The sequence below is a fragment of the Acetobacterium sp. genome (genome assembly GCF_039830195.1).
Taxonomy (GTDB): domain Bacteria; phylum Bacillota; class Clostridia; order Eubacteriales; family Eubacteriaceae; genus Acetobacterium.
This window is the reverse complement of the sequence record NZ_JBDODG010000033.1, coordinates 22756-39308: the sequence shown is the minus strand read 5'-3', so window position 1 is coordinate 39308 and position 16553 is coordinate 22756. Positions and strand designations below refer to the sequence as shown.

At 41.0% G+C, this 16553-nt stretch carries 13 protein-coding genes; 5 read left to right on the top strand and 8 right to left on the bottom strand.

Going from position 1 to position 16553, the window contains the following annotated elements; genetic code table 11:
* The first annotated feature begins 334 nt into the window (after window positions 1-334).
* A complete protein-coding gene (locus ABGU93_RS09770; protein WP_347413274.1) occupies window positions 335-493 on the top strand; it encodes a hypothetical protein in 159 nt (52 codons plus the stop codon).
* Between the two features lie 457 nt (window positions 494-950).
* Window positions 951-1844: an Abi family protein gene (locus ABGU93_RS09765; RefSeq protein WP_347413273.1), complete on the top strand. Its 894-nt coding sequence runs from the start codon at window positions 951-953 to the stop codon at window positions 1842-1844.
* A 141-nt stretch (window positions 1845-1985) separates the two neighbouring features.
* Here ABGU93_RS09765 and ABGU93_RS09760 read toward each other — a convergent pair whose 3' ends face one another.
* The 5 genes from ABGU93_RS09760 to ABGU93_RS09740 all read right to left on the bottom strand — a co-directional run bounded on the left by ABGU93_RS09760 (window position 1986) and on the right by ABGU93_RS09740 (window position 9211).
* Complete coding sequence (locus tag ABGU93_RS09760) at window positions 1986-2774, bottom strand: hypothetical protein (protein WP_347413272.1); 789 nt, start codon at window positions 2772-2774, stop codon at window positions 1986-1988.
* Between the two features lie 181 nt (window positions 2775-2955).
* Complete coding sequence (locus ABGU93_RS09755) at window positions 2956-3231, bottom strand: hypothetical protein (protein ID WP_347413271.1); 276 nt, start codon at window positions 3229-3231, stop codon at window positions 2956-2958.
* 22 nt (window positions 3232-3253) lie between these two features.
* Window positions 3254-7888 carry an AAA domain-containing protein gene (locus tag ABGU93_RS09750; RefSeq protein ID WP_347413270.1) on the bottom strand — a complete coding sequence of 1545 codons (4635 nt, stop codon included), beginning with the start codon at window positions 7886-7888 and terminating at the stop codon, window positions 3254-3256.
* Between the two features lie 622 nt (window positions 7889-8510).
* Window positions 8511-8675, bottom strand: coding sequence for a hypothetical protein (locus ABGU93_RS09745; RefSeq protein ID WP_347413269.1), 165 nt, complete (start codon window positions 8673-8675; stop codon window positions 8511-8513).
* 98 nt (window positions 8676-8773) lie between these two features.
* Complete coding sequence (locus ABGU93_RS09740; RefSeq protein ID WP_347413268.1) at window positions 8774-9211, bottom strand: hypothetical protein; 438 nt, start codon at window positions 9209-9211, stop codon at window positions 8774-8776.
* Between the two features lie 213 nt (window positions 9212-9424).
* Between ABGU93_RS09740 and ABGU93_RS09735 the strand changes: the two genes are divergently transcribed.
* Together ABGU93_RS09735 and ABGU93_RS09730 are read left to right on the top strand one after the other, a co-directional pair.
* Window positions 9425-9589, top strand: coding sequence for a DUF6132 family protein (locus ABGU93_RS09735; protein ID WP_347413267.1), 165 nt, complete (start codon window positions 9425-9427; stop codon window positions 9587-9589).
* Window positions 9590-9606: 17 nt separating this feature from the next.
* Window positions 9607-10170: a hypothetical protein gene (locus tag ABGU93_RS09730; protein ID WP_347413266.1), complete on the top strand. Its 564-nt coding sequence runs from the start codon at window positions 9607-9609 to the stop codon at window positions 10168-10170.
* A gap of 147 nt (window positions 10171-10317) precedes the next feature.
* Here the strand turns inward: ABGU93_RS09730 and ABGU93_RS09725 are convergent, their stop codons facing one another.
* The 3 genes from ABGU93_RS09725 to ABGU93_RS09715 form a co-directional block, all read right to left on the bottom strand.
* Window positions 10318-11166, bottom strand: coding sequence for an ATP-binding protein (locus ABGU93_RS09725; protein ID WP_347413265.1), 849 nt, complete (start codon window positions 11164-11166; stop codon window positions 10318-10320).
* A gap of 148 nt (window positions 11167-11314) precedes the next feature.
* Entirely contained in the window at window positions 11315-11452 is a 138-nt protein-coding gene (locus tag ABGU93_RS09720; RefSeq protein ID WP_347413264.1) for a hypothetical protein, read from the bottom strand.
* 45 nt (window positions 11453-11497) lie between these two features.
* Entirely contained in the window at window positions 11498-11914 is a 417-nt protein-coding gene (locus ABGU93_RS09715) for a secondary thiamine-phosphate synthase enzyme YjbQ (protein WP_347413263.1), read from the bottom strand.
* 306 nt (window positions 11915-12220) lie between these two features.
* On the opposite strand from ABGU93_RS09715, the gene ABGU93_RS09710 reads away from it, so the two are divergent.
* Window positions 12221-16444 (top strand): PKD domain-containing protein, encoded by a 4224-nt coding sequence (locus tag ABGU93_RS09710; RefSeq protein WP_347413262.1) that lies wholly within the window; start codon window positions 12221-12223, stop codon window positions 16442-16444.
* Window positions 16445-16553: the final 109 nt, after the last annotated feature.

Below are 16553 nucleotides of genomic sequence, written 5' to 3'. Positions count from 1 at the left end.
GCCTGTACTTTTGCAAGCGACTGTTCGGTTTATCTGGGACAGTCATCTCAATGAGGTCTGCCACTATGAGCGGTTCGATGTGTCGTTTAAACGAGCGGGAGTCGCCGTTCATTCCGATTTTTCTTTTCGCGACAACGTTTTGTCTTGAAGCGATTTCAAAACGTCTATCTGTGCGCCTGTTAAATCGACTTGGTGCTTTACTTGGTGCTTGTCCTGTTCGACGATTGTATTGGATTTGACATTTCGTCGTCTCCTATGTGTACTCTTTTTAGTTGGTTTCCATCACCGAAGCTAACCAGAATTTTCCCAAGGTTGCCCGACTTGTGGATGAAAATTGCACTGCTATCCTTTTAAAAAACAATCCCCCCGCTATGACCTGATTGAGTTCAGCCAGTTTCAGGAAGAAGAAGTGATTGATAATGACGCAGTTGATGCCATTGCCAAACGATTTTTTAAAAAACATCAGGCTTCCTTTGAGGAATTGGCCAAATGAAACGCCTAAACCGGCGGCTGTGATGGCCTCCGGGATGAAGGACTGCTGGATTCTGCTCCTGGCTGACTTAGTCCAATAAGTTTATAAGTTGGTGTCGGGCACTGTTCCTTCAGGCGGATCCCCAACGTAATGGCAAGCCGCTCGCTCTGGCCGGCAGGCCAGGTCGAAGGCGGAAAACGGAACCTATCAGTAGTTCGGGTGGAGCGGTAGCGCAGCCCGCACGCAGACGACGCAGTAATGGTGGCCATTGTCGCACAGGGAGCCTCCGGCATGAAGAATGAAGCCGGCGGCGGGGGAAGAGGGCAAATATAAAAGACTGAATTATTTCAGTCCCAAACCTTGATTATTCTAATTTTGATGGTATAATGATATTAACAGAGTTGCCCGAGACGTTTTACGTCCTGTCGGGGACCAGGGCCGGCGTTTATGCTGGCCCTTTTTATTTGGAGGAAATCGAATGGGATTAAAACCACCCTTAAGTTATGTAGATCAAATTGAACGGTTAAAGAAAAACGGCGTTGAAATTCCCGATCATGAAACTGCTATGTCGATTTTAAGCGAAGCAAATTACTATCGCCTATCCGGTTATGCCCTTCAATTTAGAATCGACCCCCAAAAAAGCCGCTATCAGTCCGGCACCAGCTTTGATAAAATCCACAGTCTGTATTTGTTTGACACTGAATTGCGGAACCTCTTAAAACCTTATCTTGAAAAAATCGAAATCCTCTGTCGCACCCGCATCGCCTATGGCTTTTCCTTAAACAAATGTCAGTTGCCACCCCATGATGGTCATTATGAAAACCGGAATTTTTTTAATAAAGCCAGCCACAAAAAAATCATCAAAAGTCTCGAGCGTGAAGAAAATTACAATAAGGATTCGTTAATCGTCAAACATCACCGTGAGAAGTACGAAAATAAAATGCCTTTATGGGTCTGCGTCGAGATCATGTCCTTTTCCAACCTATCAAAACTGTATCATGCGATGTATATCAGTGACAAAGAAACCATTGCCACTTCTTTATCGACACGGCATGATATTTTATCCAATCATTTGCATTGTTTATCTAATCTCCGGAACAAATGCGCCCATGGTGCCCGTCTCTATAATTCGGTCTACAATCCTCCACCAAAACTGGGGATCGCTACGCTTAAAAAATACCCGGATTTAAAAAGCGATTCTTTTCTTGCCTATCTGATTGTCATCATTCGTCGGCTGACCCAAAATGAGGATAAGAAAGCCCTGGTTGATTCTTTTTTGAATTTAATCGACAAATACCATATTTATCTGGATCTCGATTTTCTTGGTTGCCCGGTTGATTATGAAATGATCTTGTTAGGTGAAGTAAATTAGCCGAAAAGACACGTGAACCAATGACTTGGGCTGCTTTTTGTTCACCTCCATGCCAGTTGATACTGGCATTATATATGGCTATTCACGTCATAGCAAGAAAGCTGTTTCTTGATAAACTTCCATCCCTAAAACATTCAGAAATCAAATTTCGAACATCTTTTTAGTAATACTCTCATTAGTTTTGGTTAAAATCAGATCATTAATTTTTGATTTCCATCTGAAATCTTCAATTCTATTTATTTTGAATTTAAAAATATATGTAAATTCCGAAATAACATAAAACGATTCAACATTTTTACAAAAGACAATTTTTGCACTTATGATTAATTCCTTGTTGTAAAGTTTTTTTAAGTTTTCATCAACAATAATGATTCTGCACGAAAATTTGTCATAATCTTGAATTTCCGTTATCACACTTTCTTTTTGAAATATTAAATCATCACTTAAAATATTAACCCCATTATAGCCTTCTTTAATTTCCAGATGTTTTATTTTGAATAGATCCGGGAAATTATTATTGTAGGTATTGAATGTAAGGTTTAATATTAACCTTGTATCAATTGTATTTTTCCTATAAATGCAGTAGGTGTTTTTATCTGGCCCATGGAAATGGAATTCACCAAGGGTTTTTGCTGGTTGATATATCGAAGTGTAATCAATTTTTTCATTGTCTTTTTTCACAAGAATCAGACTATTCTGAACTAATAAATCTTTTTTTCTCAATACTTTTGTTTGCCAAATTGCTACAACTCCAACCATAAAAGTTGCTATTCCTGAAAGCGCTGTCCAAAATACACCATTGTCAAACACCCCATCTTTACAGAATAATAAATCGAAAAGTGAAGCTACTATTTCTGGTCGCTCACAAAATACTATTAATCCTACTAATATCGCAAAGATTAATAACATTTTTTTAATCTCTTCACTCATTAATTTAAATACAAGCTATTCAATAATTCAAATAAAAATTCAATCTTTAACATATGCTCCCTTTCAATATTATTGATCTATAACTCAAAACAGTCTCTTTATCGATTGTAGTCGCAGTCCAAAAATAATTTTTGAGTTGTGTACTGAAAACGCGTACAATAAACTATTAACGAATCGAAAATTAATAATTACTACCTAACGTGATAGTTGCCTCTAAGTCGTTTATTTTGTCACACACATCTGATAAACTATATATGCCCGAGCTACTTATATCTTCTAATTTGCTGCATATATCAGAAATCGAGTTATCTACACTATATCCAAGAACATCATCCAATTTATCACATATATCGGTAATTGAATTATCTGAACCATATCCCATGATACCATCTAATTTCAAGTTAATCCCTTGCAATTCTGATAGCACATCCTGCATTATACTAACTAATTCGTCCATAATTTTACCTTCTTTCATATTTTTAATGTAATAATCCGCTTACAACATTTTCATTAGCAATTTCATGCCATTCAGATAAGTAGGGTCTATCAAAATTTTGTGCATTTTCCATTTCACAGTCAACAAGTTTTTCTTTTTCCCATTCCAGAAGTATTCTTCCAGCCGCTGCAATAACGCTCTGCTGTAACTCGCTGCCACTCGTCTCATCAATTCTTAGACTTTCCTCGGGTTCAATTTCATATTCAGTTAGTTCACGCATAACCCGACGCATCGTTTCCTCTGGTTCACCATAATACTCACTTCCCCTGATCCGAATAAAACGCCATCCCAGTCTTTCTAACACAGCCTGCCGCTCCATATCTTCACGGATTTTTTCATCACCACTATGATACAATTCCCCATCACACTCAATGGCAATTTTCTTATCCTGACAAACCGCAACCATATCAATACGATACGAACCTACTGGCCATTGCTGAACAATTTTATAGCCGTTTTTGACCAAGGCCTTTGAAACGGAAACTTCAAAAGGCGAATCGGCCTTTGCTTTTATTTTCTTTAACTGCTCCTGAAAGGCATTTGGATCCGTTACATATTCAATTAAATCTCTGCGCATATCACCTGATTTTAAATCTTTAGAAACATCCAATGAATGCACCACCCATATCTGATCTTTCGCACGGCTTACTGCAACATTATAACGTTGCTTAGTCGACTTACCGATACCTTCACCGGCCATTCTTAACGGGCCGTCGCCTTCGTTGCTGTCAACTAAAGTCAGGAAAATAATATCACGCTCATCGCCCTGAAAATTCGAAGCATTTCCACATAAAATACGCCGTTTATCATATTCATCCGGCATAATATTTTCAATGGCGAGTTTATTGATTTTTTTTGCCTGTTCATCACCTAGCAGTGTAATCACTCCGAAAGTCATGTTTTCATATTCTTTATGTTCCATACAAGCCATCATCAACGCCACAATTGTTTGTGCTTCCACATCATTTGTTTTCTTCCTGCTCTGTCGTTCACCATTTACCCGATATGCTATGGTAGCTGGTTTAATCAGGACCTGACTGTCATCTCTTAATGGTTTGATTTTATAATCATAGGAAAGGCGATTGCTGTAACCAATGATACTCGGCACGCATCTGAAATGTTCTTTTAACATCAGGGTGGGGAACGTTGTTTTGGCAATATCATAAAGAGATGAGTTCATGTCATAAAGATGGGCATTCGGAATAATCCCCTTGATTGTCATTTTAGCCAAATTAATCATTTTGTCCTGATCAAGGCCAACCGCTGAGGGACTGACCTGCTCATCATCTCCCACAATGATTATTTTCTTTGCTAAGTACATAATTGCCAAAGCGGAGATATCTGATTGGCTTGCTTCATCAATAATTACAATATCAAATTTGTTTTTTGTTGGATCCAAGGTCTCCAGCGCCTTATTAACCGGCATAATCCATGCCGGCACCGCCGTTTGGCATTTTACCATTAACTTCTGTGCTTCTCTTCGCAGTGCTGGAGCTCTTTTACCTGTCCCTTTTCCAATTTTCTTTTCTGTCATTTTCCAGCCTTGAAGCGCCTGTTTTTTACTGATATCACCTTCGATACGGTTCAACAAATGATACCAGGCGGAGTTTTCTGCAAGCTTGGAAGTGGCCGTCCGCAACTCTGCATTAAGCCCCACTAATTTCCGTTGTAACGCTTCAAAGGGTTGCGCTGTTATTTCGTCAATAATCCCGGCAAATTGTTTCCACTTCCATGCCTCTTCAAGGTTCTTCGGCAAGGTTCCCTGTCCATGTATCCCCACTCGGTTTCTGATCAGATTTGCCCACTCTGGCGCACCTTGCTCAATTTCATTTAAAATTCTAAAGCGTTCGGAAAGATAATAATATTTTGTATAAAGCGTACTCAATAATTCATACTGTTTTTTATACGCTTCACTATTTTTTTCTTTGATTGCTTCTCGCAGCTCTTTACAAACAAACGAATTCGTGACATCTTTGTCGTTCAATATTTGAATGCAATCTTCCAACTTTTTGTGGAGATTGGTTAACTCAATATAAAGCAATTCAGCAATTTTAACATACTTAGGAAATATTGTATAAATCTCATTGATCAGAAAACTTATTTCATCGATTGGCAACCCATGAATTTCGTCCTCTCTCATGAGCATTTTGTTAAAACCCGCTACAAAGATGCATTGTTTTACAGCCGAAAACGTATTTTTGTACCATTCAATACTTGCTTTGATCTTTGGTATATAGCTGATTCCCACTTGCTCCGGCTCATCGCCTAATTCTGAATAGGCGACACCATCATTTTTGGCAATTAATTCAGTCCATAAATTGCCAAGCAAATTTCTTTTGAGTTGCAGCTGACAAAGCGAAATCAAAACATCACAATCATCAGCCGTTTCAATCGATTGGTTATTGATCATAACGCCAGAACAAAGTTCTTTCCAGTCCTTATGCATAAGCAATGTAAAACCGGATAATTTTTTTCCCAATTCCAAATGGTTTTTTATTTCTTTTAGCAGACTAACCGTTTGTTCGCCGATCTTTGCACTTCCGGTTATCTTTTTCCCAATTGTAATTTCTGCGATATCACCCGCATAATTATAAGCATCCTCAATTGCATTTAATAAATTTTCCCAGACTTTTTTGAAACCGCCACCTTTTTTACCGTCCAATATTGCTTGCAATTGCCAGCTCGAGTAATTTGCACTTTCATTTTTGCCGATCAAATTTTTCAGTTGCTCTATTTTTTCTGGCTTGATATTTTCGCAAAGTTGCTGGCCATTAATGGTTGCTGTACGGGTGACCATGTCAATTGTTATGACATTTTTTAGGGTGCGGTTTATGTCATTTAATTCGTTCTCAATTTCAAAATATCGTTTAATTAACCGTTCAAAATCACCAGTCGACAAAAGTTTATTCGGATTTGGGAGTTCATTTTCAAGTTCTGTTTCTTCTTTTATTGTAATTTCATCATTTGTTTTATACACGAGCTCCAAATCGCTCATTGAAACTGGCAATGGTTTATATAAAACCACTTTACCTGGTATATATGAAAGCGCTTCCTTATTCTCAAAAACAAATCTAGCCGCTTCCGAAGGACTGTATCCCTTTCCCCCAAAAATGATGCTTTCATATTCCTTATATTTGATTGCAAATAATTTTTTCCTCACATCAGCTAAATTGCTTAAAATCTGGTCTCGTCTTCTTTTTAGTTGCTCGGTATTTTCTGCCAACTCCAGGGAAGTGTGGGATGAGATATATTCGGTAATTCCATCTATCGAACGTTCCATGTCTCTGTTGTTATCTTGCAATACTGAAACACAAAGGTTCTGAAGTTCTGGGACAACTTTTTCTTTCACCACCGATAATGCTTTTTTGGTGTGGCTGGTTACTAAAATATTTTTACCCTGGGCAAGAAAATGGCCCACTAAATTAGCAATTGTATGTGTTTTCCCGGTTCCTGGAGGGCCCTGAACGAGTACGGCATTATAGTTTTCGATTTGTTTAGCAATCTCCAACTGTTCACGATTTGCTTCTTTTGACAGTAAAATATCCTTGTCTTCGCCATTAATCGCGGCCAGACTTTCACTTAAATCTAAGGTTTCCATTGTTTCAGTCAGCTGAGAAACATTTTCTCCAATTAAGTTCAGTAACGGACCTGACACTTCACCTGTTTCTTCAATTTGTCTGATGATCTCTTCGATTGCCTTCTCAACTCCGCCAGTTCTTTTTCTGATGAAAAAGACAGGATTGTTGTAAACAATGATTTTTTCATAGTCATTCAGAACATCATTCAAATCATCTGTATATTTACTTTCCGAATGGAGACGATGAACAAAGCTCTTCAGAAAATCAGGTGTATCATTTCGATCAAGGGGATGATAGAATTTTTCAGCCAATTCTTCTTTTGTTGCTTTAACGGCTGCATGATTAATAAAATCAATTCGTTGTAAAAGCATGGTGTATATTTCAGGATCAACATTAGAATCTACGATTCTTAAAATATTTTTACCTGAATCAAATTCCATTGAAACTCTTTTCAATAAAATGGGATGATTAATTCTTGTCGAATTTTCTGTGGTACAACTTAGCAGCCCTTGTCCAACCATTAACTCAATAATCTCAGAATCATTTTCCAAATCGCTATAAACAAAATAAAGCTCATTAAAAAACCGTCGTATTTTATCGATTTTCTGTTGTATTTGAATCCATTGTTCACGCAACGTTAACCATTTATTATAGTCCTGGACTCTGTTTGGATCATCAGTAAAATGCTCCACTTTCATAACATCATTAATTATTTTTCCCTGGTGTTCCTTTTTTACAACCATATTCGCAAATCGCTGCCAGCCATCTACAACCCAATTTTCTATGGTTTTCGGGATCACTGGACAACTGTCAAATTCGGGTTTCTGTACTTCTAGAATAATGCTTTGGCCTTCTGTATCTTCTTCATCATCACTTGTTCTATCCAGAAAATTCAAATTGATATACTCATCATCTTGGGGAATATCACTGATCAATTTATACCATTGTTGACTTTTTACATCTGTCACAATCTGATACTTTTGACCATACAATTCCTTGATATATTTAAATAGACTGATTACTTTATCGGTGCTTTCCAATGCTATATCCACCTTCCAAATCCAATTAATTTTCTATATGTTACAACTTTTCTTAATATTTAATCTACTTCTGATTATACTCCTGGGTTTCAACATATACAATGATATTATTTTTCAGCTTAGTTCTATAGTTCCGACTATTCCATTCCTAAGAAGATAAAGGTAGGTTATGGAATTTTTGTCAGCATTCTCTTTTAGTCAACATAAGCAACCAAAAAAAAACACCCGAAGGTGGCCAAAGAAACCAGTAAAAAAGTAACAGGGGACAATGCAAAGGTGCTACTAGGGCCCAGTGTCAAACATATCCTCAATGTTACTTGGTTTTATTCTAAACGCATTTTAAAAAAATGGTAGAATGGGAGACATCGGGGGAGACATCGGGGACGTTTCGAGACATCGGGCGAGACATCGGGGACGTTTCAATTGTCACATTTCCCCAGCCCCTCTAAAAATATGATTCACCCAAAACAGTTGAGACGTTTCGGAACCCGAGAAAAAGGCTTTTTTTTTACTGAACTCAAAAAATTAAAAAAGGCCGGGATTACCGAACCTCTGTTTTTAGTCTGAAACCCTGGTTTAAAAACTTGGGTTTATTTTATATAACGATCCTGGTTAAACAACTTCATCGTTCAGAACGTTGATACCGGTTTTCCAATTCATCAAAAACTTCATCAAAACCGTAGCGGTCATTGTTCCGAACATTTTTTAAACCAGCATTGACAAAGTTTCTTATTCCCATTTTTGCTATTTCTTCCGGCGTGTATAAAACTCTTGCCGTTGCGCCCATTTCATACCCTCCATCTCATCGTTCTTAACTACATTATAGACGGTTATGCTAAAATTTAAAATTGCTTTTTCAGAATTGCCACGATGTCAAAGTGACACTTATTCCATCAGATCAAGCTGACCCTCAATCAAAACTTTGGAAATATCCATTGCTTTGATTAAATTTCTATTACGGCGATAATGAACGGTTCCTTCTGCAAATTTACTCTGTGCTTTTTCACACTTACTGATCACCGAAACCACTGGTCTGAGTGCTTCTGCTAATTCTATTTTGGTATACTGCTCCATAACATTTTTTCGATCAAGATCCAATTTTTTTACCGTATCATCGGATTGATCCCTAGTCGCCTGTTTTTTGCTGGAAATTTCGTTTTCGATCAATAACTTTGAGATAATCATTGCTTTGATTCTATTTCTAAGCAGTGAATACTGAGCGGTTCCTTCCGCAAATTTGCCATGGATCTTTTCACATTTGCTGATCGTTGAAGATACTTCCCGAAGTGCTGCGTTCAATTCTTCATTTGTATAATTACTCATAATATAGCTCCTTTTGTTTAGCAGCACAATGCTGCAAAACCTTTATTCATCGTCAGCCCCAAAGGATGTTATATCCAACAGCAAAATCAGAACGACCGATAAACCAATCTCCATGTTATGGTTACTGTGATCTAATCACCGTTCTCACATAAAATCTTTGATACAATAAGAAACATTCACTTGATTTATCAATTTTTTATTCGGAGGTATAAAATGTATATTAAAATAATAATCGGCTCACTTGTTGGTGGCGCATTGGGACTTCTCTATTACAAACTGGTTGGCTGCCCCAACGGCAGTTGCCCCATTACTGCCAAACCCCATCGCACTGCGATTTATGGCGCCATTCTTGGTTTTATGATCAGTTCTTCGCTTTAAATTAAAGGTGCTGTTGTATGAAAAATAATCGATTCTTATTCCTCTTGGTACTGACTTATTTTGCTTTGGGATTTGTCAATATCCACTTTGCCATTTTGGGTCTCGTCTGCATGACGTTACCCTTTATTTTATTATTTAAAAACCGCAAAAAAACCTGGTGTCAAGGCTATTGCCCCCGGGCCAGCCTGCTGAGCACGACCGGCAAACTTACTTCGAAATTTTCGTTGAAAACGCCAGCCTTTTTTATCAAGGGTAAGATGAAATGGATTATGCTTATCTATTTTGGCATCAGCCTATTCTTTATCACCATGTCCACCATTCGTGTTGGACTAGACTTTTCACCCGCTTTGGAATACCTGCGTTTTCTGATTGTGATTCCCCTGCCATTTGAAATGCCTCAATTGATCATCTTTGAAAGGCTACCAGCCTGGTTGACGCATCTGTCCTACCGTTTTTATTCCATGATGCTGACTACCACGTTTATCGGTGTGATCTTGTCGCTGGTTTACAAGCCGCGCACCTGGTGCACCATTTGTCCCATTTCAACCATTTCCGGTGAGTATATTAAATATACGCGTTGACCTCTAGCAAAGACGTATAATGAGACATCGGGGACGTTTTGTTTCATTTGTCACATTCCCCCAGACCCTGCTAGAAATATGATTCTCAACGAACATTGGCTTCCTCGAAACGCAATTCCAGACGTTCTTTCGTTTGTCCGATCCGTCCTACACATCCCTTTTCGCAACCGCCAACTGCTGGCGGGCGGCCTCAAAATTAATCAGCCGCTTTTCCTGGCGCTTATTGCTACCGTCAAAGGCCAGCGGGGTGCATTTTTCCAGAATCCGGTCATAGATCCGTTTATGGGCTATTTGTGCCGGAGTCTCCATCTGCTCCAGGGTCAGATTGGTGGTAATAATCAGCGGTTTGTTGCTCTTATAGCGCTCGTCAATGACGGTGAAGAGATTCTCCAGGGCAAAGTCGCTTTTGCGTTCAACCCCCAGATCATCAATAATCAGCAGCTCGTAATAATTAAGCGTTTCGAGATACTTGTTCTTATCCAGCTGATTAAATAATTCGTTATTGATCTTGGCCGCACTGGTCATCAGGGCCGGAATCCCCTCGTTGATCAAAGCATTGGCAATGCAGGCGGCCACATAACTCTTGCCGGTGCCAACATCTCCCCACAGCAGCAGGCCGCTGCCTTGAGGATAAAAAGTTTCGCTGAAGGTTGCGGCATAGATTTGAGCAATTTTGATGTTTTCCGGGTTGCTGCCGTCGGACTGCTCAAAGCTGCACGCCCGCAGGGCCGCATCCTGGATGCCCCGGGTTCTCAAATTTTCAAGGTAATGCTGCCGGTCTTTAAGTTCCTGTTGCTTTTTTTGATCGTCCCGTTCCTGTTCCCCACATTCACAGAGACAGGTCTGCTTACGCGCCTCGGGGACAAAAGGCAGTACCACCTCTTTTTGCGTATGGCACTTATGGCAGTATAGCAACCCGTCTTTGATATAATCCCGGGGATCAGCGTCAGAGGACTGCTGGCTGCGGGTTGCGATGGTCTTCAGGCAGGCGTTCATAAGCTCCGTTCTCCTTTCCCGGCAGGCGCAACTGAGCTCACCATTCTTGGTGTTGTTGTCCAAATGAGAAGAACGTTGTTATAAAAAATCAGCGCAGATATATGACATGGGCATGACATGGCGTCGTTGCTTCACTTCGTCTTTTCACTTATCTGACGGCTTGTTTCGCTTCCGCAAAGCTGGGTCCGCTATTAATCCAATAGACATATTCCCCGGCATAAATCATCCACAAAACCAATGGTTTACAGGTTTTTTTGTAGGACTGTTGATTCTTGCTGGTTGCCATTGTTGTCTCCTTTTTTGCCGGTCGGATTATAGCCTTCAAATCGCTTTACTCGCCAATGATTTTGACCAGCACCCGCTTATCCCGTTTGCCATCAAATTCGAAATAAAAGATCTGTTCCCACTGACCAAAATCCAGCTTGCCGGCGGTGACAGCCACCACTGTTTCTCTGCCCATAATCGTACGCTTCAAATGAGCATCGGCATTATCTTCATAACCATTATGACGATACTGACTATACGGCTTTTCTGGTGCCAGTTTTTCGAGCCATTGCTCATAATCCTGATGTAAGCCACTCTCATCGTCATTAATAAAAACACTGGCCGTAATATTCATCGCATTGATCAAAATAAGCCCTTCCTTTATGCCACTTTCTGCCAGCGTTTTTTCAACATCTCTGGTAATATTGACCAATCCTCTTCGTCTTGGTAAATTAAAATGCAACTCTTTGCGATAAGAAATCATTTCTACTCTCCTTGTTTTTGTTTATTCTACTACAAAAAGCAGCTCGCGTGAAGTCATCAAATTCCTGCAAAATCCAAATTTCTTTGTCACAGCGACTTTTTTTCATCTCCTAGCTCAATCAAATCCTTTTCGCAACTGCAAACTGCTAACAGACGGCCACAAAATTAACCATTTTACGGTTTTTTTGTTGCACTTATTGCTAAGATGTGTTAAGTTAGATTTAATACAGGTTCAAGAAACTTTGACAATTGAATGCTTCATAAAAACGATAATACCTGGTTGAGTTTAGGAAAAGAGGGAGAATTGATGAAAAGACAGTTAAAAAGAGGTATCAGTCTACTTTTGGTATGCCTGATGCTGGTGAGCTCAATTCCGTTTAATGTTCTGGCGGAAGAACAGCAAGTCGCTGAACCGCTTCCGAAAGAGACGGTTGATGCGGTAGAATTGAGTGAGGCAATACCGGGTGATGACAATCCCAACGCGGCAGTCCCGTCTCAGGAGATTCAGCCGGAAATAGCGGCACCCAACACGGAGGTACAAGGTGGCCAAAATTTGGCGGCTGAAGAAAGCATCACCACCGCAGCAACCGAAGATTTGACGGTTACCTTAAAAGCGGATAAAGCATCCCCGCAAAAACGCAACACGACGGTCGTATTTACCGCAACCGCAACCGGTGGCGTTGCGCCATACAGCTATGAATTTACACTTAACGGCGAAATAATTGAATCAACAGCCGATACTGCCACCATCGAGTTTACCGAGGCCGGCACCTATAGTATTGAAGTTACCGTAACCGATGCGACTGAAGCTGAGGCCGAGACAACATCGACGGCGCTTGAATATCTCATCAGAGACAACCCACTGGCAACTTTAACCATCGACCCGGATGAAAATAGCAACCATTATGTCAATGAAACCGTAACGCTTCAGGCTGTTGTTGATGGTGGCACCAGCCCCCTTAGCTATCGTTTTTATTATCAGCTGGGTTCGGCGAAAAAGGTGGAAATTAAAAATCCCACCATTGTCGATCACAATGCCCAGGTATCCTTTACACCGGTTACCGCCGGCAGCTATACCCTGCTGGTGGAAATTACCGATAAAGATTATCTGAAAACAACTGCCAAAACCAATTTAACGGTACTGGCTCCCGTTTCGGCCAAAAGTTTTACGGTTGATAAACCATCCGGCCAGAATGTTGGCACCACCCTTAAACTGACGGCCAACGGCAGTGGCGGAAAAGCCCCGTACACCTATGAATTTGAGTATCAATTAGCCGGCGGTGCCGCAATTCCCATTGCGGTTGAAAAAGAGCCCGCCGCAAACACCGTTGAGTTTACTCCGGAGACTCCGGGCATCTACACCTTTATCGTGACAATTAAGGATAACGAGGGGCTTGAAGATGAAACCACCAAGACCGTTGAAAAAACCATTGATAACTATCACGTTGTCAATGGCCCGGTAATTGAAGATTTCACGGCTACAAATCGAAGTGATCCGGAAAAAGCGACCTATGTCAATGATTCGATTCTGCTGAAAGTGGATTTGGCAGAAGGTACGGGTACCGTAGCCGATGCGATCAAATACACCTATACGATTAAGAACGGTTCAAAAACCATTAAAACAATTACCCAGTCCGAGGACCGCTATGAATTTACGCCAGACAGCCCGGGTACCTACAATTTTACGGTCAAAGCAGTCGATTCTGACAATTTATCAGCGACAAAGACCACCAGCCTGGTCGTGTTAAAACCCGTTAAGGTGACCCTTAAAGCAGATAAACCATCCGGCCAGAAAATCCACACTGATATAAAGCTAACGGCCACTGCCAGCGGCGGTGAGGCCCCGTATAGCTTTGAATTTGAATACGAATATCAGGGCGAAACCAAGGTTTTGCAACGCGCATCCGAAACTAAAACTACAACTTTTACCATCGACGATCCGGAAAAAACCGGCAAGTATAATCTGCTGGTTAAGGTGACGGATGCCAATGGTGACCCCGCAGACCCAGCCATTGCAGAGTTAATTGATTATCGGATTACGAATCCACCGGTGATTGATAGCTTTACCGCGGACCCGGCCAAAGGCAGTGCTGTTTACGCCGGACAGGCGATTACCCTGAAAGCCTCCGTGACAGAGGGAACCGGCGAAAAGAATTCCCTCGATTATCAGTTTTATGTTAATGGTAAGTTGTTAACTAGCGATTCTGCAGGTGCTGATTTGACTCAGATTACCTCAGGTATCTGCAAATACAAACCCACAACCGCAGGCAACTATACCTTTGAGGTGGCAGTCTCCGATGGCGTGACCACAGTTAAACAGAAAATTACCAGTTACAAGGTTCTGGCCGGGGTCGAAGTCACCAGTTTAAAAGCAGATAAGCCTACCGGCCTGATCAAAGATGATACCATTAAGCTGACGGCAGCCGGTAAGGGCGGTGTCGGGCCTTATAGCTATGCGTTTTATTATGATTTTGACGATGGAACAACAACGACGGAGAAAAATCCGATTGAGGCGATCGATGCCAAGTTAAAAACGATTAGCCAGAAACTTGGTGAAGCCGGAGAATATACCTTTTATGTGGAGATAACCGATAAAAACGGAACGGTCAGTACCAATGGACTGGATAAGAAAATTGTTGTTAACGTCACCGATCCGCCCATTATTACCGGCCTGACGGTGACCGATGCAGATGATGCCAAGGTGACCAGTTCCTATGCCGGTGAGAAGATCACCTTAACGGCAACACCAGCAGATACCGAAGCAGATCTGATCTACAGCTTCTCCTATAAGATCGGTGCTAAAACAACTATTATCACGGATGAATTGGATGAGGATGGAACGGCTGACGATGAAAAAGCGACATTTACGCTGCCTGCCAGCGGTAGCTATACCTTTTATGTCACCGCCACGGACAACGATGATTTAACCGGCCCAGCCTTTAGCTTACAAAAATTTACGGTTTATAAAGCCTTTGCTGTAAAAAGCCTGACAACCAGCAAACCATCGGGCCAGAATACCAATACCGAAATCAAACTAACCGCTAAGGCTACGGGCGGCCAGGCGCCGTATACCTATAAATTTTCTAAAAAATTGCCAGAAGCAACCGAGTTTACGGCAATTACGAGTGATCCAACAAAAAATTACGTCATCGATCAAAATGGCGATACCGAAGAAACACAACGTGAAGCCGGCACCTATACTTATCAGGTGGTAATAAAGGATGCCAATGGAATAGAAACAAAACCATATACCATCGATTTTGACTTCATCAATCCGTTTACGCTTGCATTAACCGTGGATAAAGCAAGTCAAACCGTATATCAGGACGACGATGACGCCGATGACGATAAGGACAAGGTTACACTGACGGCGACGGTAGACACCGGTACGGATAAAACCAGTGAGCTCGATTATCGGTTCTACTGGAAAATGGGTACTGAAACCGGTGAAATCGCAACGTTAACTGATACGATTGAACGAATTCAAACGGCGGAATTTAAACCGCAAGCCCCCGGCACCTATACCCTCTTTGTGGATGTCATCGATGCGAATGACACCCTGAAAACCGCCAAAATTGCCAGCTACAAGGTGCTGGGAACCCTGACGGTTGACAGTCTTGTCGTTGATCAGGCCGCTCCCCAAAATATTGGCACGACAATTAAACTGACCGCCAACGGCAGCGGCGGAAAAACGCCCTACAAATATCAGTTTTATTATCAATTTGATGCCTTGGCAATAGATGGTGTTGATGTAACAGAGTGGAAAGAAATCGGCATCCCAACCACATCCAAGTCGATAACTTACCGACTCGCGAAAGCCGGTACCTATCAATTCAAAGTTCAATTGATTGATGGCAATGGTCATAAAACTGAAGTTGAAGAAGCTGATTCCAATGCGGTTTACCAAGACTATGATGTCGCCGACAAACCGATCATCACCCGTTTTACGGCCAGCCCTTCATTAAAACAATATGTCGATACAAACATCGTTTTAAGCGCCGCAGCCAAAGGTGGCAGTGGAACCTATGAATATGATTTTTCTTATTCATATGTCGATGATAAGGGTAAAACAATAACAACAAACATTACGGGAGACAAATCAGAACCAACGGTAACATTCAGTGATATCGAAAAACCAGGCACCTATCAATTCAAACTGACTGTGACGGATACAGAAAATATTGATGACGATACCAATACAGCTGAAAAGATCATCAACTATACAATCGTCAACAAACCAGCGATTAAGACCTTCAGCCCCGATAAGACAGCCATCAAGACCGGCAGCAGTGTTAAACTGACGGCGGCGGGACAGTATGGTATCGGCCGCTATCAGTATAAATTCTATGTCAAAAAAGATGACGGTGAGCCTAAAATGATCCGTTCATTTTCAAGCACCCCGACCTTTACCTACCGGGCTCCAACAGCAGGAACTTATACATTTTATGTCGATATTAAAGACAGTAAGATGATAACCTCTGGTCTCGCAGGTGAAGGAATAAAAGTTGTAGAAGTTGTCGTTACCGATTAGGTCGTTTGACATACCACCAGAAGCAATCAGACATCTAACCAAGCGACGAAACGGAAGTAATCTTAACCAAATTTGCTGATGAAATTCCCCGGGAGTTTTATCAGCAGAA